We start from the raw sequence: 21,183 nt of genomic DNA, 5'->3' as shown, positions 1-21,183 counted from the left end.
GATACGGCTGGGATCGGTCAAACGGGATGAAGCGGCTCATCGCGACACTCTACAGCCTTACCCCTTCACAGGGTACCCCAACCCGACAGGCTGCTAGGAAAAATCATCATTTATCTGTGATGATACGGATCGCCGCCTGCCTGCGTTGAAGACGGACACCCTGACACGACACCGAAAGGAGAAGTCTCATGGCAAACGATACCACAACGCGGATGGGCAATGCGGCAGGCAAGGTCGCGGACGTCCTGACGGGCGCGAAAACCGATACGTCGGGCCTGATGAGCGCGATGATCGAATATATGGGCGCCCCGCGCAGCCCCGGCCGCCGCACCGTGCATGAACGCGCCCGCGACGCGGGGCTGGAGCCGATGGTGCGGAAGTGGGAGGACGCGACATCCCCCGCCACCCCGGTCGGCGGGGACGTGGTGACGCGGCTGCTGCCGGCGGATGTCATCGACCATTTCTCCCGCCAGACGGGGCTGTCGCGCACGGCGACCATCGCCGGGCTTGGCGATCTGCTGCCGCACATGTCGCGCCTTGATGGCTGAACGCCGCCCGGCGAACGCCACGGGGAACGCCATGGGGGAAGGTGGGATGCGCGCCGCCCCCTTGCGCGGGCGATGGATTGACGCGACCGTATGCGTCATCCGAAACCCCGACGCACGAAGGACGCGATCATGACCCCCGAGGAGACCCCCGCCAACGCCACAGGCAGCGTCATCGTCACGGGCGGCAGCCGTGGCATCGGCCACGCCATATGCCAGCTTCTGGCGCGCGAGGGGTACCGCGTGGCGATCAATTACAGCCACAGCGCCGCCCCGGCGGAGGACCTGGCCCGCCAGATCCGCGCGCGCGGCGGCCATGCGGTGGCCATCGCGGCAAACGTCGCCGACCCCGCGCAGATCGCCCCCCTGTTCGACCGCGCGGTGGCGGAACTCGGCCCCATAACGGGGGTGGTCAACAACGCGGGCGTCACCGGCACCAAGGTCCGGGTGGATGAACAGACGGCCGAAACCCTTGACGCGCTGTTCGACATCAACGTGCGTGGCAGCATGCTGGTGGCGGGCGAGGCCGTGCGCCGCATGTCCACCCGTCATGGCGGGCGCGGCGGCAGCATCGTCAACCTGTCCTCCGTCGCGGCGCGTCTGGGCGGGCTGCCGGGACTGGTACCCTATGCCGCGACCAAGGCGGCGATCGAGACATTTACCCGTGGCCTCGCCAACGAGGTCGCGCGCGAGGGCGTGCGCGTCAACGCCGTCGCCCCCGGCCTGACGGCCACCGACATGGTCCCCCCCGAAACCGAGGCGCTGGTGGACAGGGTCGTGCCGATGGGCCGCACGGGCCGCCCCGACGAAATCGCGCAGGCGGTGCTGTTCCTGCTTTCGCCCGCGTCATCCTACATGACCGGCAGCGTCATGACGGTTTCGGGCGGGCGCTGACAGCGCTGCCTGAAGGCAATTCCTTGATAAAAAACCATAAAATTTCCAAGGATCGCCTTTTTTCACAAAGGTGACGTTCCCTGAAGCTTTTTGCAAAAAGCTTCAGAAAAAACTTTTATGATTTCAGTATGTTATTTGGCATACCCATAACAGGAGATCAGCACCGCATGTATATCGCCATGAACCGTTTCCGCATTCCCCCCGAAAACGAGGACGCATTCCGCGAACGCTGGCTGGGGCGCGAGGTGCACCTGCATACGGTGCCCGGCTTCATCAGTTTCCAGCTGCTGGCCGGTCCGCGGCACGACGATCACATTCTTTATGCCTCCCACACGGTATGGCAGTCCCGCGCCGCGTTCGAAAACTGGACCCGGTCGGACGAATTCCGCGCAGCCCATGCCAGCGCCGGCACGAAAAAGCCGCTGATGCTTGGCCCGCCCGTCTTTGAAGGGTTCGACGTGGTGCAGAACATCGTCGCCCGCATGCCCGACGGCGAGGTCTGATCCCAACCGTCCGGCCCGTCACGTTTGCGCAGGCTGGACGGATTGTTACGTTTCCATGCCGGATGACATATTTTATGATCGCCCCGTTCGCGGGGCCACGGGCTCCACCTTTCATATGATGCCGGAGTCCGTTGCCATGCCCCCAGCCCCCCTTTCCCGTCGCGAAATCATCATGGGCGGCGTCATGGCGGGGGTCGGCATCGCAGCAACTGGCACACGCGCCCACGCCGCCGCCCCGCTGGCGCAGCCACCCAGCGTCGTCAGCATCCCGGCGCGCCAGTGGGGACCGGATGCGCCGCCCCCCTACCTGCCGGATCCGGACATCATCGCGATCGACCCGTCCTTCAGCAACCTTGTCTATGGCAACGCCAACCTGCGGCTTGCATGGCGCGGCGGCGACTGGCTGGAGGGGCCGGCATGGAGCACGGAGGGACGCTTTTTACTGCTGAGCGACACGATCCGCGCGCGGCAGTACCGCTATCTGTGGGAAACGGGCACGGTTTCGGTCTTCCGTCCCTATTCCTATAACAGCAACGGCAATACCTTCGACGCCGAAGGCCGCCTTATCAGTTGCGAACATGGCATGCGCCGGGTCGTGCGGTGGGAACATGACGGGTCGTGTTCCGTGCTGGCCGACCGGTACCATGACGCCCCGCTCAATTCCCCCAACGACGTGGTGGTCCATCCCGATGGCAGCATCTGGTTCACCGATCCCGGCTATGGCGACACCATTGTGGAGGGACATCCCGACGCGCCGGGTGGCCGGGCCAACCGCATGGGCCGCGAACGCTGGACTCAGGACGGGGAAATCGTGGCCCAGTACGCAGGCCACGCACGTCAGGACGACCATGTTTTCCGCATTGACCCACACAGCGGCGAACTGCGCGCCGTCCTGACGCAACAGCAGCTGGCGGGCCCGAACGGGCTGTGCTTTTCGCCCGACGGGACAATCCTTTACGTCATCTCCAGCGGGCCGGGACCGGGACAGGACGGTCCCGGCGGCGACCAGCGCATCCATGCCTTTGACCTGCATGACGGGGAACTGCGCAACGGACGGATATTCGCGGACATGATGCTGGACGGGCACCAGCTGGGGCCGGACGGCATGCGCGCCGATATCTTTGGCAACCTGTGGTGTGGGGCGGGCGGGCCGCTGGGCCTGTGCGGGGTTGTGACCTACAGCCCCGCGGGACGCATGATCGGGCGGCTGCGCCTGCCGCGCGGCGTGTCGAACCTGACCTTTGGCGGGCCAAAGCGCGACACGCTGTTCATGTGCGCCGCGGACGCACTGTTCACGCTGGTGGTCAATACGCAGGGCGCGGGCCTGTCCTGACCCCGCGCCCTGAAACCGTAAGGAAATCTTTGGTGAAGCTTTTTTAAAAGCTTTGGAAGAACGCCGCCTTTTTGAAAAAAGGCGGCACCCAAAAACTTTTGTTATTTTCAGAAAACGGTTTGCAAAGGGCAATGCCCTTTGCCGGGTTTCAGGACAGCGCCCTGACCTTCTGCCTATGCGCCCCCGACGCCATGTCCCACCATCGCCATCGGGTTGACCAGTCGGTCAAATGTCGGCCCGTCCACCAGTCCCGACGCCAGCGCGGCCTCGCGCAGGGTGATGTCCTGTTCCATCGCCCGATGCGCGATGGCGGAAGCATTGTCATAGCCGATTTCGGGGCTGAGCGCGGTGACCAGCATGACGGAGCCTTCGACATACTGGCGAATGCGCTTGAGGTTCAGGCGCGTCCCTTCCACCGAGAAGACGCGGAAATTGTGGCAGCCATCGGCAAGAATGCGGATCGCGTGGATCACGTTGGCAACGATCACCGGGCGCATCACGTTGAGGTCAAGCTGCCCCTGGCTACCGGCAAAGGCGACGGTGGCGTCATTGCCCATCACCTGCGTGCAGATCATGACCATTGCCTCGCACTGGGTCGGGTTGACCTTGCCCGGCATGATGGAGGAACCGGGTTCATTTTCCGGCAGATGAAGCTCACCCAGCCCGCAGCGCGGGCCGGAGCCGAGCCAGCGCATGTCATTGGCGATCTTCATCAGCGCGACCGCCACCCCGCGCAGGGCGGCGGACACGTGCACCATGGCGTCCAGGCCGCCAAGGGCGGCGAACTTGTTGGGCGCGGTGACGAATTTCCGTCCCGTCAGGGCGGCGATGCGTTCGGCGATGGCGCGGCTGAATCCCGGCGGCGCGTTCAGGCCCGTGCCGACTGCCGTCCCGCCCGCCGCCAGCTGCAGCACGCCGCCACGCGCGGCCTTGACCGCATCCAGCGCATCCTCCAGCTGACAGGCCCAGCCGGACCATTCCTGCCCCACCGTCAGCGGCACCGCGTCCTGCAGGTGGGTGCGCCCGATCTTGACCACGTCATGCCATTCCTCTGCCTTGGCACGCAGGGCGGCGATCAGTTCCTCCACGCGCGGCATCAGCCGGTCGTCGATTTCCAGCAGGGTCGCGACATGCATCGCGGTGGGAAAGGAATCGTTGCTCGACTGTCCCATGTTCACGTCATCATTGGGATGGACCGGCGTCTTGGACCCCAGCACACCCCCCAGAAGCTGGATCGCGCGGTTGGCGATCACCTCGTTGACGTTCATGTTGGTCTGCGTGCCCGAACCCGTCTGCCATACGAACAGGGGAAATTCGGAATCCAGCGCGCCGCTGGCGACCTCGTCCGCCGCGCGGCAGATGGCGTCGGCCTTCCATTGCGGCAGGCGTCCATCGGCGGCGTTCACCTGGGCCGCCGCCTTCTTGACGATGCCATAGGCATGGCAGACCTCGATGGGCATGTGGTCGCGGCCGATGGAAAAATGCACCAGGCTGCGCTGCGTCTGCGCGCCCCAGTAATGATCGGCGGGGACGTCGATGTCGCCCATCGAATCGCGTTCGCGACGCAGGCCGGTGGCCTTGATGCCGATGGGACAGTCGGTCAGTTTCGGCGGCTGGGTCATGGGTGGCGTTCCTTCCTGTGGTTTTCAGGAAATATGGGAACGCCCCATGCCGTATGCGCCCCCGCGCGCCATCACAAGCCGGTGCGCGGGGAAAAACAGCGGATCAGAAATCCGCTTCCAGCGTGAAGTGATAGGCACGCGGCATGCCGGCATAGGCGGCGCTGGTGCCCGCCGCCGTCACGGCCGTGCCTTCGGCCGTGCCGTTATAGACCGACGACCAGTACCGTTCATTCGCCACGTTGGTCACGCCGAAACGGGCCATCCACGGATGTTTCGCGGCACGGAACGGATAACGCACGCCCATGTCCAGCGTCACATAGGACCCGGCATAGGTGGAGTTGTAGACGTCCGCCGCGCGGCGGCCCGTGTAATGGACGTTCGCGTTGACCGCCAGCCCGTTCAGCGCGAAGCCCTGCGCGAAGGGGATGCGGTAATCCATCAGCATGTTGGCCTGCAGCGGGGCGACGCCCACGGCTTCCTTGTTGGAGGTCGCGGCCGTCCCGGTATTCAGCACCTCCGCATCGATCCACGTCATGCCGCCGATGACGGACAGGCGGGGCGTGATATGGCCCATCACCTGGAATTCGACACCATAGTTACGCTGGGTGCCATAGTTGCCATAGATATCCGTCTTGGGATCGATGAAGGAATAGCTGCGCGTCGCGCGGAAGCCCGCCACGTTGAACTGGACGTTGCGATACATGTATTTATAGCCGACCTCGAACTCCTCGCTGCGGACGGGGGAGGTGAACTGGTTGTCGTTCAGCGCGCCCGCCGACACCGACGTGCCCGCCTGCAGCGAACGGCCATAGGTGAAATAGGCCGTCTGGTTTTCCGTCGGCTTGTACACAAGGCTGGCGGTCGGGCTGAACGCCGCGTCCACGTCGGGCGCATGCTTGGTCGCGCCCTTGGTCAGGTGCGTGGTCGTGACGGTATAGCCATCGATGTCCGAAGTGGTCGGCTTGCCCGCGATCGTCCCCGTCGTATCCTCGTCCAGCCAGCTCCACGCCAGCGTGCCGCTTGCCGACCAGTGTCTGTTGAAATGCACCGTATCGCCCAGGATCATCGACTGGTAACGCACGTACTGCGACTCATACTTGCCGTGGTAATAGGGCTGCGGCACGTTGCGGCCCACCGGATTGTAGAGCGAGGCTGACGTGATGTCCGTATAGCTCTGCCCGCTCAGCGGGTTGTAGCCGCCTTCCATGTAGCCGTTGGTGCCGATCACGAGGTCATGCGCGATGAAGCCGGTATGCACATGCCCGTTGATATAGGCCATGTTACTGCCGACCTTGAAATCGTTGACCGTGGTGGCGGCCGACATGGCCTGCTTGTAATCGCCCTTGTTGTCGATCAGGGTATCCGCCGCCTCGAACACCTGACGGCCGGAATCCTGGTACAGCCCGCCGATGACGAAGCTCCAGTTATCGTTGATCCGGTGCTTCAGCTTGGCAAGGAACACGTTGTTTTCGGAATTGAAGCCCGCATTGTCCTGCCCCATGTGCGGCTTGCCCAGGTCGGGGGCCGTCGGCAGTGCGTGGCCGGCAAGGTTGATGCCCGCGGGCATGCCGCGTTCGTCGAACGTGTAATGGCTGGCGTCGATTTCCAGAACCGTGTCACGGTCGATATGGATGTCGAAATCCGCGCTGACGAGGTTACGGCGGATCCAGCTGTCCTGCACATATGACGTGCCGTCGCCATGCAGCAGGTTGATGCGGTAGCCGAACCAGCCATGCTTGCCGATGCGTCCCGACGAATCGACATTTTCCATCAGCGTGCCGATGGAATCCACGCCCACCGCCAGGCGGTTGATCCGTTCGTCGGTCGGGCGCTTCAGCCCGTATTCGAACGTGCCCGCCGGGTTCTGCGGTCCATACAGCGCGCCCGCCAGCCCGTTGAGGACCTGCACGTTGTCGAACTGTTCCGCGGCATAGGGGGTGACGGTAAAGGCGTTCAGCCCGTCGATGCGGCTGTTGGAGATGACGTCCGCCTCGAACCCGCGCGACTGCGGGCGGCTGGTGCCGGGATCGGCGCGGGTTTCAAGCTGGACCGACGGCATGTACTGCATCAGGTCGTTGACGTTGCGCGCCTGCTGGTTGACGATCACGTCGTGCGGGACGGTCATGATCGACATCGGCGTGTCAAGCGTGCGCCGCGTGCCCAGCGGGCCGAGGTTCGCCATCTTCTTGTTGTAATTGGCCGCGGCACCCGACGCCATGCGCCGGTGGCCGATCACCGTCATGTCCTCCGCATTGGTGGAGGCGACGGCGTTCTGCGTCGCGGCGGGCTGCGCGGGGGCATTGTCGTGTGCCGCCTTTGTCGTGGTGGCGGACGTATTTCCCTTGGACGACACGTCTGAAGTCCCCGACGCGGGGGTGGCTGCCATGGCGGTCACGCCCAGCGGCGACAGGCCCAGCCCTGCCGAAACAACATAAATCGCCGTCCTTTTAACCGGGCACATGCCGCTACCTTAAATTATGATTGAAAGATATTCATCCGTATATAATCGCGATTGCGAGATGTCTATGTCCGTTTGTATATACATGTCACTTTTCCGCACGGGGTGGATGATCGATCCTGCGGTGGGAAAATGAATTTCACCAGTTGTATCAAACGTTTCTTTCTATTGTTCGGTATTACCTTCCACCGGGCCCAGAACCACAAACCGTTGCAGTAAAGACACACGGTTTTCCGATCGGCCATCCGATCACAACTTCGCGCACAGGCGTGATTTTGCTTCCACATAATACAAAGCCGCCTTCATGGTTGACGAACACCCCGCCAAACAGTCAAAAGTGCCCGCAGGCGGCCCATTCATGTCGTTATAAGCCCCAAAAGGCGTTCTGTTTTACACCTGCAGTTCCATTTCCATTTGCCCGGTCATCATGACGCATGACCGTTCGATGATACCGGGGGTCATCATTTCATATGCATGCCACGCCAAAGCCTTTTCCATTTTTCCGTGACATGTTTCGCCACATATCCGCCCCCATCGCAAAGGGGACGGGTTCCAGACGCGATGTCGCCGCGCTGGGCCTGATATGCGCGGGCGCGATCGCCATGCCGTGGCCATCGGCAAAGGCGCGGGCCGGCACGGCGGGCAGCGTATGGGACGTGCCCCCCGCGGCCCAGATGCGGACGCCCGCCACCATCGCGCCCACCACCATGACGGCCGCCACGCCAGATGCCGCCACGTCCGACAGTCCGCCGCCACCCGGTGCGTCTGGCGGCGCGTCGGGCGGATATGATCCCGACGCATGGTGGGGACTGCGCCGGTATTTCCCCACCAGCTACCAGTCATGGATCCATCAGGACACCATGACGGGCGACTGGGGCGGGATCCGCAGCCGGCTTGCGGCCAAGGGTGTCGATATCTCGGGCCATTACCTTGAGGATTCGTCAGGAAACCCGGTTGGCGGCAAGGCGCAGGGCGTCCGGTACGCGCATGAATTCGGCATCGGCGTCGACATCAATTTCAAGAAGCTGACGGGCCACGACATCGGCACCCTGCACGGGCTGATTACCGAGCGCGCGGGCCTTGGCCTCAGTTCCTCCATCCTGCCGGCGCTGGATTCGGTGCAGCAGATTTTCGGTTCGGGCGAGACGGTGCGCCTGACGCGCCTGTCGCTGGAGCGGCATTTCACCCGGTATGTCGATATGGAAGCGGGCTGGGTGAACACCGAAAACGACTTTGCCCAGTCCACCAAGCACTGGGGCATGTCCATCTACTGCCAGTTCCAGACCAACGCCATCTGCGGCATGCCGCAGTCGCTGGCGATGAACTCCGGCTATGGCTGGTATCCCACGGCGCATCCGGGCGCGTACCTCAAGCTGTATCCGCTGGGGGATGAACGGCTGCTGGTATCGGCGGGGGTGTATAACGTCGACAACACCATTTCCAACACCCATAACGGGTTCAAGCTGGGCCTGGACGACAGCACCGGCACCTATCTGCCATGGCAGCTGGGCTGGCATAACGGCGGCACCGACGAACACGGCATCCTGCCGGGCAACATACAGATCGGCGGATACTGGGACACGTCGGAGGTCAAGAACGTCGTCGCCTCGCACATCGCCACGTTCGAACCCGCGAACGTCGTCCTGACGGACCTGCCGCAGGATTCCATCCGCGGCCGTTACGGCGGCTGGGTCGAGGCCGACCAGATGGTCCAGCGCGACGCGCCCGGCAGTTCATGCGGCACCGTCATCTTCGGCAGCTTCATCTGGGGCGACCCGCGCACGGCGTTCGCGCCGTATTTCGCGACCTGGGGCATCATCCGCAAGGGCACGTTCGCCAACCGCCCCAACGATACCGTCAGCGTCGGCGGCAAGTTCCTGGTGGTCAACCCCAAGCTGACGGACTATGCCCGCGAGCTTCAGTCGCAGGGGCAGGACGCCTACAAGCCGTCGCAGGAAAATGCCTTCGAACTCAACTATGGCTGGCGGGCGACGCCGTGGGCCACCATCCGTCCGGGCCTGCAGTACCTGTGGCATCCGGGGGGCACCAACCGTTACCGCAACGCCTTCATCCTCGATTTCGAAACCGCGCTCGTCTTCTGATAAAGCAGCCCTGTCCCGATGGCCCGTGGCCCGAGGGCGTCAGGGCAGGATGAAGCGGCCCCGCAACCCCGCGCATGTCCACACGTTCGGACGACAGGACCCTGCCGGAACAGGCCCCGCAACCGCCCCACGCCAGACGCGCCCCATGCGCAAGGAAGGAGGCCGGAAGGCCGCCATCCGCCCGTCTCGGGGCGCGGACATCGCGGCCACGCAACCAAGGAACAGCCATGCCTGCCCGTCGCCTCATGCTCTGCCTGCCATGCCTCGCCGTGCTGGCCGCATGCACGCAGCCTGACCCGCGCATTCCGCCCGACAGGGCGAATCCGTCCGCATCCCCCCTGTCGAACACGGGCCAGCAATCCACCCGGCAGGGCGGCCTGAGCGACGGCGGATATGATCAGGGCATGCCGAACTGACGCCATGTTCCGCCTGCCGGTCCGTGAGGAAGTGGTTGGGAACCAGATACTGGCGAGAAGTAACAGAAGTGTCCGGTGGCGACTTTTTCAGGAATGCTGCGTCTTTCGAAGCTTTTTGCAAAAAGCTTCACCAAAAACTTTTTCATGATTGCCAGATATTCCGGGGCGGCTTTTCAAACGGGTTTCCGGGGCGGGATGGCGGGTCGTGTGCGGGGAAGGCAGACCTGCATCCAGACGGGGGCTCCCATTCTAAAAAATGTCACGGGGTCTTGAGGTTATACAGTAGTGTTACAACATTGCATCCATTGGATGTCCGTATGCAATGACAAGGAAAAAACCTTTATGTCCGACCTGATTGTCATAGGCTTTGACGCGATTGACGAAGCCACCGCCGCCCTGACGGAATGCAAGGCGCTGGAAAAGGAATACCTGCTCGACCTCGAGGACGCCGTGGTGGTGATCCGTGACGCCGCAGGCAAGATCCACCTGCAGCAGAGCGTGAACCTGGAAAAGGTTGGCGCGTCCTATGGCCTGTTTTCCGGCGGGTTCTGGGGTGCGCTGGTGGGGCTTCTGTTCCTCAACCCGCTGGCGGGATTCGTCGCGGGCAGCGTCGTCGGCGCGGGCGCGGGTGCGCTGGCGGGATCGATGACGGATTACGGCATTGATGACAAGTTCATCAAGTCGCTGGGCGCCACGATCCCGGTCAATACCTCCGCCCTGTTCGTTCTGGTGCGCAAGTCGCAGCCCGAAAAGGTGCTGGCCGACCTGAAGCAGTTCAAGGGCCATGCCCGCGTGCTGCAGACCTCCCTGTCGCCCGAGGACGAGGCAAAGCTGCGCGCCGCCCTTGGCGATGCGGCCAAGACGGCCACGGCCTGATATCACGACCATCATGATGGCGGCCCCGGCGGGGTCGCCTGATGCCGCCGGGGCGCGCCTGTCACGCCCCGGCACCAATATCGGGCCCGTATCACCGTGACGTGATGGCCCTGCATGCGTCCGGCGGCCTTTCCCCGCACATCGTTGATGAAGACGTGGCGCACGGGATGATAGGATGTCTTGTGGTCCAGAACCCTTTGCATCCCGCCCGAGGAAACCGCATGCGCCTGTTCAGATCCCCGTTCCGATTTCCCCCCTTCGGTGGCCGTGCCCTTCTTCCCGCGCTTGCGGGCGCGTCGCTGTTCATCTCCGGCCTGGCGACGGCCGGGGCCGCGACGCCCCCGCTCCAGACCGCCTATACGTCGCAGCGCGTGATGAACGCGGTCAGCGTATCGGATGACGGACGCGTCTTTGTCTCGTTCCCCTACTGGGGCGGGGGCGACACGCCGGGTCCCACGGTGGCCGAACTGGACCATGATGGCTCCCCCCGCCCCTACCCGGATGAAAAGTGGAACGACTGGGCCCGCACGCATGACAGCGACCATGCCTTCGTCCGCGTCAACGCCATCAGGTTCGGCCCGGATGGCAGGCTGTGGGTCGTGGATTCAGGCGAGGCCAACGTGGGCGGCAGTCCCAACCCGCCAGAAGGCGCGAAGGCCAAGCTGGTGGTCATCAACATCGCAACGGGACAGGTGGAGCGCACCATCAGCCTTGCCGCCGCCAGCACGCCCCACACCTATATCGATGACCTGCGCTTTCACGGCTCTACCCTGTTCCTGACGGATGCGGGCGATCCGGGGCTGGTGGTGGTGGACATGAAGACCGGGCAGCAGCGTCGCGTGCTGGAACATGCGCGCTCCACCACCGATGAACGCCCGATGTACGCGGAAGGTCACCTGCTGATCAGCAACGGCAGGCCCGCGCGCGTCCATGCCGATCAGCTGGAGGTCTCCCCCGACGGCACGAAGCTGTATTTCCAGCCCAGTTCCGGGCCGATGTGGGTCGCCCCCACCGCGGCACTGGAGGATGCCAGCCTGTCGCCCGACGCGCTGGAAAAACAGGTCAGCTTCTTTTACGACACGCCGACTACCGGCGGCACGGCCATCGACGGGGATGGCAACCTGTATGTGTCCGATACCAACCGCCTGCGCATCCTGCGCATCACGCCCGCCGGACAGGCCACGACGCTGGTGGCGGACCGGCGGCTGGTCTGGGCCGACGCCATGTGGATCGCCCATGACGGGTCATTGTGGATCCCGGCGGTACAGCTGAACCGGACGGCAACATTCGAACGCGACGGAAAATCTCACCTGCACCTGCCGGTCGCAATCTATCGCATGGACCTGCACCTCAGACCCGTGCGCTAGGGGCGGGATTCCCCGTCGGGAGAGAAGATGAAGCCCGATCCCATTTTTATTTGATAACGTCAGATGAAATCCCTGGCGACTGTTTGAAAACAGGATTCCGGCAAAACACAGCAGGAGTTTGCGGGGGCAGACTTTTTTCTCAAGAAGGCAGCGTTCTTCGAAGCTTTTTGAAAAAAGCTTCACCAAAAACTTTCTTACGGTCCATGCCGTTCAGACTGCCTTATGGAGATGCGCGATGAATGCATAAGAAACATTGCTTCGTTCAGGTCATTGGATGACGCGAATATAAATATCCCTGTCATGTTCATATTTTCTTCTTTTGGGGCGCCCATCATGACCAGTCACCCCGACCGGACCTTCGGCCAGGAAAACGGCCACCCATAAAAGGCGGGCCAACAATATCCTGAAATCATAAAAGTTTTTGGTAAAGCTTTTTTCAAAAAGCTTTGAATAATGCAGCATTTCCAAAAAAAGGCCGCACCCTAAAAAAACTCCTGCTATTTTTTCAGAAGCCTGTTTTCAAACAGTCCCCACAACCCCGGACAGCACGAAACCGGACTGGCGGCCCGTTATGTGGGCATCATCGCCCCGATGCCGGGCGTCCCGTAAGACACCGCGCCGCCATTGGCGTTTCCTGCGGCGGCCCCGGCGATATCGGACAGGGAGTAATCGTTCAGCGCCGCCATGAAGGCAGCATGGGCAAGGTCGAACATTTCCGTAAATGCCGGCTGCTGGGCGGGCATGGGGCGCATGCGCACGGCCTCGATACTGCGGATGACGTCGCCCACCCTGACCCATGCGGGATCATGACGCAGCCGCAGCCCGTCACTTCCGTCGGGGGAACGCTCGATCAGGCCGCAACGGTCGAGGTCATGCACGATGTCCGCGACCTGGTCCGGGTTCAGGCCGCACATGTCCGATATGTCCCGCGCGGAGGCACAGCCACTGGAATGCTGCGTCATGCAGATAAGGAATTTCACGGCCTGATCGGTGTGTAGGGAAAGCTGCATCTACTTTTGCATCTCGCACGCAATGACTGAGCCCATGACGCATAACGTCTGAGGTTTCATTTTTACATAAAACCTGCAACCCGACAACACATTAGACCAGTCTCTTATGGCCCGTGCCGCCCCGTCGCGCCCAAGAATTAACAATGGTTAACGCCAGAACAGGGCAGGATTTGGGCAGGCGGAACCGGCCCGCGTGACGGCCACGCCGCATGGCGGCCGGATGATAAAATGCGCGTGACATGCCCCTGTCACGCCGGACCTGCCATGCCGTAGCGATAACGGCAATCCGGCAACGCCCCACGGGGCATGGGGGCGCATATCCTTTCCGGTCCCGCCCTTCCTGCCGGAAGCCACGGGAAGGGCGTGAAAACAGGACAACCATTGGTCAAAGCCCGCGCGCGATGGTAATGTCGCCGCCCGCATGTCGCCACCTGTCCCGTCAGAGATGGAAAGCCGCCGATGGAAGTCGCCCGATGAAAGTCGCTCTGGGCCAGTTCGCTGTCGTCCCACGATGGGAAGACAACCTGTCGCGCATCGTGGACCTGATGCGCGCGGCCGGGGAGGAGCAGGCAGCCCTGCTGGTCCTGCCCGAGGGCATGCTGGCGCATGACATCGCGGACCCCGACATCATCGCCCGCACGGCGCAGCCCCTGTCGGGGCCGTTCGTCTCCGCCCTGCTGGAGGCCAGCCGCACGTGGCCGGGGCTGGCCATCGCGGGGTGCCTGCATGTCCCCGACGGGGCGGGGCGCCACCACAACACGCTGCTGGTCATCAGCAATGGCGCGATCATCGCCCGATATCGCAAGCTGCACCTGTATGACGCATTTTCCATACAGGAATCGCGCAACGTCACGCCGGGGGCCGAAGTACCCCCCGTGATTGACATCGGCGGGTTCAGGGTGGGGCTGATGACCTGTTACGACGTGCGCTTTCCCGAACTGGCGCGCAGGCTGGTCCTTGACGGGGCGGAGGTCCTGGTCATGCCCGCCGCATGGGTGCGCGGACCGGCCAAGGAAGATCACTGGCGGGTGCTGGTCACGGCGCGGGCGCTGGAAAACACCTGCTACATGGTTGCGGTCAGCGAGTGCGGGCCACGCAACATCGGGTGCAGCATGGTGGTCGATCCCCTTGGCGTGCCGATCGTGCAGGCGGGGGAGGCACCGAACCTTGTCTTTGCCACCGTGTCGCGCGCGCGCCTCGAACATGCACGCAGGGTGCTGCCGGTCCTTGCCAACCGCCGCTTCGCCCGGCCGGAGCTTCAGGCCGACTGAGCGTCCGCGCCATTCCCGCACCAGTCCCGCCATGCCTTCCCCGCCCCTGGCGGGACAGGGACGCCATCACCCTACCTCCTGCTGACGGAAGACCAGCCTTTCATGAACGCCCCCCTCCAGTCCCTGAGCATTGAACCCATCACCGCGCCGCTGAAGGGGAAGGTGCTCCTGCCGGGCTCCAAATCCGTGACCAACCGCGTGCTGCTGCTTGCGGGGCTGGCGCGGGGGACGTCGCGGCTGACGGGCGCGCTGAAAAGCGACGATACGCTCTACATGGCGCAGGCCCTGCGGCAGATGGGCGTCAGCGTGGAACAGCCCGACGCAACCAGCTTCATCGTGCGTTCCACCGGGGCGCTGCTGGCCCCCGACGCGCCGCTGTTCCTGGGCAACGCGGGCACGGCGGTCCGTTTCCTGACCGCCGCCAGCGCGCTGGTGCGCGGCACCGTGGTGGTGGGTGGCGACGCCAACATGGCGCGGCGCCCCATCGCCCCGCTGGTGGCCGCCCTGCAACGGCTGGGGATCGACGCCACCGCGCCAAGCGGCTGCCCGCCCGTCACCATCCACGGCACCGGCCTGCTGGATGGCGGGGAAGTGGAAATCGACGCCAGCCTGTCGAGCCAGTACGTCTCCGCCCTGCTGATGATGGCGGCGTGCAGCCGCAGGCCCGTGCGCATCAGCCTGTCGGGTCCCCATATCGGGGCGCAGGGCTATATCGGCCTGACGATCGCGGCAATGAAGGCCTTTGGCGCCAGTGTCACCAGCACGGACGACACGTCATGGACCGTCGCGCCCGGCGGGTACACGGCCACCGATTTCCGGATCGAACCCGATGCCTCCGCCGCGACCTACCTGTGGGCGGCGCAGGTCCTGTCGGGCGGCGATATCGACATCGGCTTTCCCATCGCGGGCTTCACCCAGCCCGATGCCGCCGCATGGCGCGTGATCCGGTCCTTTCCCCACATGCCCGCCGTCATCGATGGCTCGCAGATGCAGGACGCCATTCCCACGCTGGCGGTCATGGCGATGTTCAACGCAACGCCCGTGCGCTTTGTCGGGATCGCCAACCTGCGGGTCAAGGAATGCGACCGCACGCACGCGCTGGCGACCCAGATGCAGCGCATCAACCCCGGATACGCGCGCGAAGAGGGCGATGACCTCCTTGTCTTTCCTGATCCAGATCCCTCCGCCACCGCGAAAAACGTGCGGATCGAAACCTATGACGATCACCGCATCGCCATGTCCTTCGCCCTTGCCGCGCTGAAAATCCCGGGCCTGTCGATCCTCAACCCCGGATGCGTGGCCAAGACCTTCCCGGCGTACTGGGACACGCTGCGGGCGCTGGGGGTGCGGATCCACCCCGGCGACTGAGGGGGAAAGGCGCGCTTCCTGAATATTTTTGAAAACTAACCCCGCACATTACCCTGAGAAATCATAAAAGTTTTTGGGTGCCGCCTTTTTTCAAAAAGGCGGCGTTCTTCGAAGCTTTTTGCAAAAAGCTTCACCAAAAACTTTCATTTGTCAGCAGGCCGTTTTCAAACAGCCTGTTGATGTGCCGCATCCGGCGGGGGCAGGAACGCCCGCGCCGCCGCGATGGCGGTATGAAGCTGCGCATGGATGTTGGCGGCCCCGACCACCGGGGTAATGCGATGACGGTCCATGTCGGCCCGCAGATAGGGGCTGACGCGGCCAAATATCACGGTGACATTGCGCGTCCGCAGCGCGCGGAACAGGTCGCGCAGGTCACTGGCAGCGGAAAAGTCGATGTCGGTAATGGCGCTGGCGTCGATGACGATGCAGGCCACCGGCACCGGCGCGCTGTCGACCATCAGGCGGACATCCGCCCCGAACCGCGCGGAATTGGCATAGAACAGGTCCGCGCAGAAGCGGTAGACGACCAGCCCCGGCAGGGTCTGCCGCCCGGCGGCGACATCATGCGGTTCCAGCAGGCCGGAATGGCCGTCGTACTGCAGGATCATCGTATGCGGTTCGTAACTGTGACGCACATGGCGAAACAGCGACAGCGCGATGGCAAGGAAGATCCCCTGTTCCACCCCGATGCCGACCACCGCGGCGGCCGTCACCAGCGCCAGCCCGCATTCGCCGGGGCTTTCGCGCCGGATGGCCCGGATGGCCCGCAGGTCGATCATCCCCACCGCCACCGTAAAGACGATGGAGGCCAGAACGCAGCGCGGCAGGTAGCGCAGCGGCCCCGTCAGGAACACCAGCACCACCATCGTCACCGCCGCGAATGTCAGCTGCGCCAGCTGGGTCCGCGCGCCCGCGCGCGCGGCCATCGCGGTCTGGGTCGGGCTGCCATTGACGGTAAAGGTCCCGCTGAGCCCCGCCACCGCATTGGCAGCGCACAGGCCCAGTATGTCCGCATTGTCATCGACAGGGTCATGGAACCGCACGGCAAAGGCGCGGGAGGTCGCGGCACTCTGCGCGATGATGACGAACACGCATGACGTGGCGACCGGCAGCAGCGCCAGCATGTCGTTCCATGACACATCCGGCAGGCGCAGGCGTGGCAGGCCGCTTTCGATCGGGCCGATCGTCGCGATCCCGAAACGCGAAAACCCCAGCGCCATGCTGGCGATGATCGATCCCACCACCGTCACCAGCCCCAGCGGCAGGCGCGGCGCCAGCCGGTCCCCCGTCAGGATCAGCCCGACGACGCAGACCGACAGCACGATGGTCGGCACGCTGGCCTGCGGCAGGCGCGACAGCATCTGCGCCAGTTGCAGCACGGAATTATGCGCGGTGGTGGCAATGCCCAGCATGTCGCGCATCATGGCCAGCGCCACCTGTATCCCCACCCCGGCCATGAACCCCACCAGCACGGTGCGCGACAGGAAATCCGCAAGGAAGCCAAGGCGGAACAGACGCGCGACCAGCAGGAAGCCGGCGCTGAGCAACGCGACCATGCTGACCAGCGCCATGTAATGCGCGCTTCCCGGCGGGGCCATCTTTTCCAGCGCGCTGGAAAAGATGGCGGCGGTCGCGGAATCCGCCGCCACGACCAGGTGCCGCGACGCCCCGAAACACGCGAACGCCACCAGCGGCAGCAGCACGGTGTACAGCCCCGTCACGGCAGGCATGGCGGCAATGCGGGTATAGCCAAGCACCTGCGGGATGTTCATCGACGCAAGCGACAGCCCGGCAAGGATATCGCGCATCCGCCCGCGCCATCCCGCCCCCCCACCACCCGGCCGCGCGCCGCCGGACGATCGTGCCCCGCCTGTCTGTGTCGCCATGATCCCGATACTGCCCATCATCCAGCCTGCCGGACCAGAAATCCGGGCCGCACCACCCGAAGGTGTCAGATGGCGCCGATCATATCGTAAAATATGAAGAAGATGACAATAGCACCGGCCCGCACCATCACGGCGTCGGAACATGGGCATGCGGGCACGCGACGCCACAGGCCCCGCCGCGTATCGCCGCCATCATGCACGCGGCCGCATATTCACCATTGCAATATCAGGCATACAATTTTGTAGCATAGGACACGAAACCACAAATATTGTTTTGAACATATAACCAAAAATAAAACAGATAACGTTTCAAATTTGTTTTATGCCCATAATTATTTTTGGTGTTTTTATATTAATGGAAATACATAAATATTTATAAATATTCCAATATATTGTTTTTATATTTAATATTTATATATAAACGCATATTTTCGAAGATCCGGTATGCGCTATGCGTATACTATGTGTATTGAACCATGATGCGGATATATAACATATAGATATATTCAGTATGGACAGCACGGAAGGGCTGCCTATCCTGTCTGACAATAGGATTACCACGAAAAAAACGTTCCCCCATCAGCCATAGATTCCGGTTATGTCTCTCAGCCACCCGAAACTTCTTATTATCCAGCCCTCCCATTACCGATCGAAAACGGATCGGACGATTTTCAAGACCCGACGACGACAGATGGTGCCCCTCGCGCTGCCGTACCTGGCGGCGCTGACCCCGCGGGAGTGGTCGGTCACCCTGCTGGACGAGCAGCTTGAAGACATCAATTTCGACACGCCGGTCGACGTGGTCGCGCTGACGGCGTGGACGCTGCATTCGCCGCGCGCCTATGACATCGCGACCGAATTCCGCCGTCGCGGCGTGACCGTCATCATGGGCGGGCCGCATGTCTTCTTCTATGCCGACGAAGCCGCCGAATACTGCGACGCCGTCGGCGTGGGCGAGGCGGAGCCCATCTGGAAAACCATGCTGGAGGACGCGGCCGCCGGCAGGCTGAAGAAGATCTACCGCGCAACGCCGCTCAAGGATCTCGACCATCTTCCGCCGCCACGCTACGACCTGCTGGACCTGAAGAAATTCGGGCCGTTCCGGACATTCGCGGTGCAGTCGTCGCGCGGATGCCCGTTCGTGTGCGATTTCTGTTCCGAACGCTTCTACCTTGGCGGGCGGTACCGCTGGCGGCCGGTCAATGAAATGGTCGACGAAATCAGGCGGATCCAGGACAAGGGGTCGCACTTCTTCTTTGGCGAAAGCAATTTCGGCGGCAAGAAAAGCCGCGCCATGGAACTGATGGAAGGGCTGGTCCCGCTCAAGATCCGCTGGTCCACGCTGTGGTCGTCCAACCTGTGCCTTGACACCGACTTCCTCGACCTTGCGCAGAAAAGCGGCGTCATGCACGTCAATATCGGCATCGAAAGCATCGATGCCGAGACGCTGGCCGACATGAAAAAGGGCTGGAACAAGACCACCCGCTATGGCGAAATGTTCGAGAACATGCGCCGCCGCGACATCAGCTACTCCCTCAACTTCATCTTCGGCTATGATGACGAGGACCCGGACGTCTATCGCAATACCCTGCGTTTCCTTGAGGAACACAAGGTGCCGGCGGCGTATTTCAACATCCTGACCCCGACCAAGGGGACGGCCCTGTTCAACAAGATGCTCAAGGCCGGGCGGATCATCGATCCGGAGGATATCGACCGCTGGCCGGGGCAGGTCTGCCACATCTGGCCGCGCGACTGCACCCCCGGACAGATGGAACAGCGCATCCAGCGGATGTACAAATCATTCTACAGCATGCGCTCGATCGTCCACCGCCTGCCTTTCCCCAAGTCGCGTTCCGACATGGCGTCGTGGATCCTGAACATGACCGAACGCCGGATGGCGTTTTCCTCCACCGGGAACAACGACTTCGATATCTACTGACGAAGGCGGCGCCGGGTCCCTGCCTGCCCGGACGCCACCACCGCGCGGCCGGGCAGACAGGGACCATGCCACGGCAGGCGCGTCCATCCCGGCCGTCCGCGATTTCCGGACAGGTCGTGATGGCACGCGTTTTCACGGTTTCGGGAAAACGCGTCGTCCACGCGTCGCGGGGTCGCATGGCGGACGGGCAGGCGATATGCTTGCCCCCGTCATCCGAAATCCAACCAGACCCGAAGGGCAATCATGTTTTCATGCGTAGGATACGCGGCCACGGCCGCCGATGCACGTCTTGGCCCCGTCAAGCTGGATCGTCGCGATCCCGGGCCTGACGATGTCCAGATCGACATCCTGTATTGCGGCGTCTGCCATTCCGACCTTCACCAGGCGCGCAACGAATGGCAGAACACCATCTTCCCCTGCGTCCCCGGCCATGAAATCGTGGGACGGGTGGCCAAGGTGGGCGCTTCCGTCACGCGCTTTCACGCAGGCGACCTGGTGGGGGTCGGCTGCATGGTCGATTCCTGCCGCGAATGTCCCAGCTGCCGCGAAGGGTTCGAACAGTATTGCGAGGTCGGCTTCGTCCCCACCTATAATGGCGAGGAACGCCAGGGCGGCGGCATCACCTTTGGCGGGTATTCGCGCGCCGTCGTCGTCGATCAGGCATTCGTGCTGAAGGTCCCTGAAAAGCTCGACCCCGCCGCCGTCGCCCCGCTGCTGTGCGCGGGCATCACCACCTATTCCCCGCTGCGCCACTGGAAGGTAGGACCGGGGCAGCGGGTCGGGATCGTGGGGCTGGGCGGTCTGGGCCACATGGGCGTGAAATTCGCCCGCGCCTTCGGGGCGGAGGTCGTGCTGTTCACCACATCCGCCAGCAAGGTCGCCGACGGGCTGCGCCTTGGCGCGCATGAGGTCGTCCTGTCGAAGGATGCCGGGGCCATGGCAAAGGAACGCGGGCGCTTTGACTTCATCCTCGACGCGGTCGCCGCCAATCATGACATCAATGCCTATCTCGACCTGCTGAAGCGCGATGGCACGCTGGTGCAGGTCGGCGCGCCGGAGACGCCGCTGCCGGTTTCGGTCTTCAGCCTGCTGATGAAGCGCCGCAATTTCAGCGGCTCGCTGATCGGGGGGATCCCCGAAACGCAGGAAATGCTGGATTTCTGCGGCGAACATGACATCACCGCCGATATCGAGATGATCCGCATGGACCAGATCGAGGACGCCTATGCCCGGATGCTGCGTTCGGACGTGAAATACCGCTTCGTCATCGACATGGCGACGATGCCGGAATCCGTCTGAAAACAGCCTGCTGATAAAAAACAAAAGTTTTTGGGTGCCGCCTTTTTTCAAAAAGGCGACGTTCTTTTGAAGCTTTTTGCAAAAAGCTTCACCAAAAAACCTTTATGATTTCAGGAAATCGCCGGGGATGTTTCGCGCACCGGCGGGACTGACACGATAAAAAATCATCCCGCGTCGAACCTTTCCCGGGCCGGCATGTTGGATAGGGGCACGCCATATCCGGGAACGAGCGTCGCGAGGTCCCGTCGGCCCATCAATGGCACGTACCCGGCCTCACGCGCATGGACGCTCGCT

17 protein-coding genes are annotated in these 21,183 nt (G+C 63.0%); 12 read left to right on the top strand and 5 right to left on the bottom strand.

Annotated features, from left to right (window positions below; all coding sequences use genetic code 11):
* Nucleotides 1-188 precede the first annotated feature (188 nt).
* From CFR71_RS12460 to CFR71_RS12445, 4 genes are all read left to right on the top strand, one after another.
* The gene (locus CFR71_RS12460) at nucleotides 189-548 is read left to right on the top strand and encodes a YidB family protein (RefSeq protein ID WP_110531600.1); all 360 of its coding nucleotides are present in this window, start codon (nucleotides 189-191) and stop codon (nucleotides 546-548) included.
* 129 nt (nucleotides 549-677) lie between these two features.
* On the top strand, nucleotides 678-1,439 hold the full coding sequence (locus CFR71_RS12455; RefSeq protein WP_110531598.1) for an SDR family NAD(P)-dependent oxidoreductase: 762 nt from the start codon (nucleotides 678-680) through the stop codon (nucleotides 1,437-1,439).
* A gap of 167 nt (nucleotides 1,440-1,606) precedes the next feature.
* Nucleotides 1,607-1,942, top strand: coding sequence for an antibiotic biosynthesis monooxygenase family protein (locus CFR71_RS12450; RefSeq protein WP_110531596.1), 336 nt, complete (start codon nucleotides 1,607-1,609; stop codon nucleotides 1,940-1,942).
* 115 nt (nucleotides 1,943-2,057) lie between these two features.
* Nucleotides 2,058-3,275 carry an SMP-30/gluconolactonase/LRE family protein gene (locus tag CFR71_RS12445; RefSeq protein WP_110531618.1) on the top strand — a complete coding sequence of 406 codons (1,218 nt, stop codon included), beginning with the start codon at nucleotides 2,058-2,060 and terminating at the stop codon, nucleotides 3,273-3,275.
* Nucleotides 3,276-3,448: 173 nt separating this feature from the next.
* Here the strand turns inward: CFR71_RS12445 and fumC are convergent, their stop codons facing one another.
* Together fumC and CFR71_RS12435 are read right to left on the bottom strand one after the other, a co-directional pair.
* Nucleotides 3,449-4,897, bottom strand: a complete 1,449-nt coding sequence (fumC, locus tag CFR71_RS12440) for a class II fumarate hydratase (protein WP_110531594.1) — start codon at nucleotides 4,895-4,897, stop codon at nucleotides 3,449-3,451.
* Between the two features lie 103 nt (nucleotides 4,898-5,000).
* Nucleotides 5,001-7,358: a TonB-dependent receptor gene (locus CFR71_RS12435; RefSeq protein ID WP_110531592.1), complete on the bottom strand. Its 2,358-nt coding sequence runs from the start codon at nucleotides 7,356-7,358 to the stop codon at nucleotides 5,001-5,003.
* Nucleotides 7,359-7,864: 506 nt separating this feature from the next.
* On the opposite strand from CFR71_RS12435, the gene CFR71_RS12430 reads away from it, so the two are divergent.
* The 4 genes from CFR71_RS12430 (at nucleotide 7,865) to CFR71_RS12420 (ending at nucleotide 12,116) form a co-directional block, all read left to right on the top strand.
* A complete protein-coding gene (locus tag CFR71_RS12430; protein ID WP_239020405.1) occupies nucleotides 7,865-9,457 on the top strand; it encodes a carbohydrate porin in 1,593 nt (530 codons plus the stop codon).
* Between the two features lie 227 nt (nucleotides 9,458-9,684).
* Nucleotides 9,685-9,873, top strand: a complete 189-nt coding sequence (locus CFR71_RS16220) for a hypothetical protein (protein ID WP_133250220.1) — start codon at nucleotides 9,685-9,687, stop codon at nucleotides 9,871-9,873.
* Between the two features lie 342 nt (nucleotides 9,874-10,215).
* Complete coding sequence (locus CFR71_RS12425; RefSeq protein ID WP_110531614.1) at nucleotides 10,216-10,749, top strand: DUF1269 domain-containing protein; 534 nt, start codon at nucleotides 10,216-10,218, stop codon at nucleotides 10,747-10,749.
* Nucleotides 10,750-10,970: 221 nt separating this feature from the next.
* Nucleotides 10,971-12,116, top strand: coding sequence for an SMP-30/gluconolactonase/LRE family protein (locus tag CFR71_RS12420; protein WP_110531612.1), 1,146 nt, complete (start codon nucleotides 10,971-10,973; stop codon nucleotides 12,114-12,116).
* Between the two features lie 267 nt (nucleotides 12,117-12,383).
* On the opposite strand, the gene CFR71_RS12415 is transcribed toward CFR71_RS12420, so the two are convergent.
* Complete coding sequence (locus tag CFR71_RS12415; RefSeq protein ID WP_133251152.1) at nucleotides 12,384-12,584, bottom strand: hypothetical protein; 201 nt, start codon at nucleotides 12,582-12,584, stop codon at nucleotides 12,384-12,386.
* Between the two features lie 101 nt (nucleotides 12,585-12,685).
* Nucleotides 12,686-13,126, bottom strand: a complete 441-nt coding sequence (locus tag CFR71_RS12410) for an RrF2 family transcriptional regulator (RefSeq protein ID WP_110531588.1) — start codon at nucleotides 13,124-13,126, stop codon at nucleotides 12,686-12,688.
* A 473-nt stretch (nucleotides 13,127-13,599) separates the two neighbouring features.
* On the opposite strand from CFR71_RS12410, the gene CFR71_RS12405 reads away from it, so the two are divergent.
* Together CFR71_RS12405 and CFR71_RS12400 are read left to right on the top strand one after the other, a co-directional pair.
* Nucleotides 13,600-14,397 carry a deaminated glutathione amidase gene (locus tag CFR71_RS12405; protein ID WP_110531610.1) on the top strand — a complete coding sequence of 266 codons (798 nt, stop codon included), beginning with the start codon at nucleotides 13,600-13,602 and terminating at the stop codon, nucleotides 14,395-14,397.
* A 102-nt stretch (nucleotides 14,398-14,499) separates the two neighbouring features.
* Nucleotides 14,500-15,765, top strand: a complete 1,266-nt coding sequence (locus tag CFR71_RS12400; RefSeq protein WP_110531586.1) for a 3-phosphoshikimate 1-carboxyvinyltransferase — start codon at nucleotides 14,500-14,502, stop codon at nucleotides 15,763-15,765.
* Between the two features lie 164 nt (nucleotides 15,766-15,929).
* On the opposite strand, the gene CFR71_RS12395 is transcribed toward CFR71_RS12400, so the two are convergent.
* Entirely contained in the window at nucleotides 15,930-17,672 is a 1,743-nt protein-coding gene (locus tag CFR71_RS12395; RefSeq protein WP_408891852.1) for a SulP family inorganic anion transporter, read from the bottom strand.
* A gap of 577 nt (nucleotides 17,673-18,249) precedes the next feature.
* Between CFR71_RS12395 and CFR71_RS12390 the strand changes: the two genes are divergently transcribed.
* Both CFR71_RS12390 and CFR71_RS12385 read left to right on the top strand, forming a co-directional pair.
* Nucleotides 18,250-19,590, top strand: a complete 1,341-nt coding sequence (locus CFR71_RS12390) for a B12-binding domain-containing radical SAM protein (RefSeq protein WP_110531583.1) — start codon at nucleotides 18,250-18,252, stop codon at nucleotides 19,588-19,590.
* A 243-nt stretch (nucleotides 19,591-19,833) separates the two neighbouring features.
* Nucleotides 19,834-20,889 carry an NAD(P)-dependent alcohol dehydrogenase gene (locus CFR71_RS12385; RefSeq protein WP_110531581.1) on the top strand — a complete coding sequence of 352 codons (1,056 nt, stop codon included), beginning with the start codon at nucleotides 19,834-19,836 and terminating at the stop codon, nucleotides 20,887-20,889.
* Nucleotides 20,890-21,183: the final 294 nt, after the last annotated feature.

The organism is Novacetimonas pomaceti, assembly GCF_003207955.1.
GTDB classification, from domain to species: Bacteria; Pseudomonadota; Alphaproteobacteria; order Acetobacterales; family Acetobacteraceae; genus Novacetimonas; species Novacetimonas pomaceti.
Note: the sequence above shows the minus strand (reverse complement) of the source record. Positions and strands in the feature narration are given on the sequence as shown.

Bases quoted from the DNA above. Each gene is read 5' to 3' on its own strand.
- CFR71_RS12435 (WP_110531592.1), bottom strand. From the start codon at position 7,358: ATGTGCCCGGTTAAAAGGACGGCGATTTATGTTGTTTCGGCAGGGCTG.
- CFR71_RS12405 (WP_110531610.1), top strand. From the start codon at position 13,600: ATGAAAGTCGCTCTGGGCCAGTTCGCTGTCGTCCCACGATGGGAAGAC.
- CFR71_RS12400 (WP_110531586.1), top strand. From the start codon at position 14,500: ATGAACGCCCCCCTCCAGTCCCTGAGCATTGAACCCATCACCGCGCCG.
- CFR71_RS12430 (WP_239020405.1), top strand. From the start codon at position 7,865: ATGTTTCGCCACATATCCGCCCCCATCGCAAAGGGGACGGGTTCCAGA.
- CFR71_RS12460 (WP_110531600.1), top strand. From the start codon at position 189: ATGGCAAACGATACCACAACGCGGATGGGCAATGCGGCAGGCAAGGTC.
- CFR71_RS12425 (WP_110531614.1), top strand. From the start codon at position 10,216: ATGTCCGACCTGATTGTCATAGGCTTTGACGCGATTGACGAAGCCACC.
- CFR71_RS12410 (WP_110531588.1), bottom strand. From the start codon at position 13,126: ATGCAGCTTTCCCTACACACCGATCAGGCCGTGAAATTCCTTATCTGC.
- CFR71_RS16220 (WP_133250220.1), top strand. From the start codon at position 9,685: ATGCCTGCCCGTCGCCTCATGCTCTGCCTGCCATGCCTCGCCGTGCTG.
- CFR71_RS12395 (WP_408891852.1), bottom strand. From the start codon at position 17,672: ATGATGGGCAGTATCGGGATCATGGCGACACAGACAGGCGGGGCACGA.
- CFR71_RS12390 (WP_110531583.1), top strand. From the start codon at position 18,250: ATGTCTCTCAGCCACCCGAAACTTCTTATTATCCAGCCCTCCCATTAC.
- CFR71_RS12420 (WP_110531612.1), top strand. From the start codon at position 10,971: ATGCGCCTGTTCAGATCCCCGTTCCGATTTCCCCCCTTCGGTGGCCGT.
- CFR71_RS12445 (WP_110531618.1), top strand. From the start codon at position 2,058: ATGATGCCGGAGTCCGTTGCCATGCCCCCAGCCCCCCTTTCCCGTCGC.
- CFR71_RS12455 (WP_110531598.1), top strand. From the start codon at position 678: ATGACCCCCGAGGAGACCCCCGCCAACGCCACAGGCAGCGTCATCGTC.
- CFR71_RS12450 (WP_110531596.1), top strand. From the start codon at position 1,607: ATGTATATCGCCATGAACCGTTTCCGCATTCCCCCCGAAAACGAGGAC.
- CFR71_RS12385 (WP_110531581.1), top strand. From the start codon at position 19,834: ATGTTTTCATGCGTAGGATACGCGGCCACGGCCGCCGATGCACGTCTT.
- fumC (WP_110531594.1), bottom strand. From the start codon at position 4,897: ATGACCCAGCCGCCGAAACTGACCGACTGTCCCATCGGCATCAAGGCC.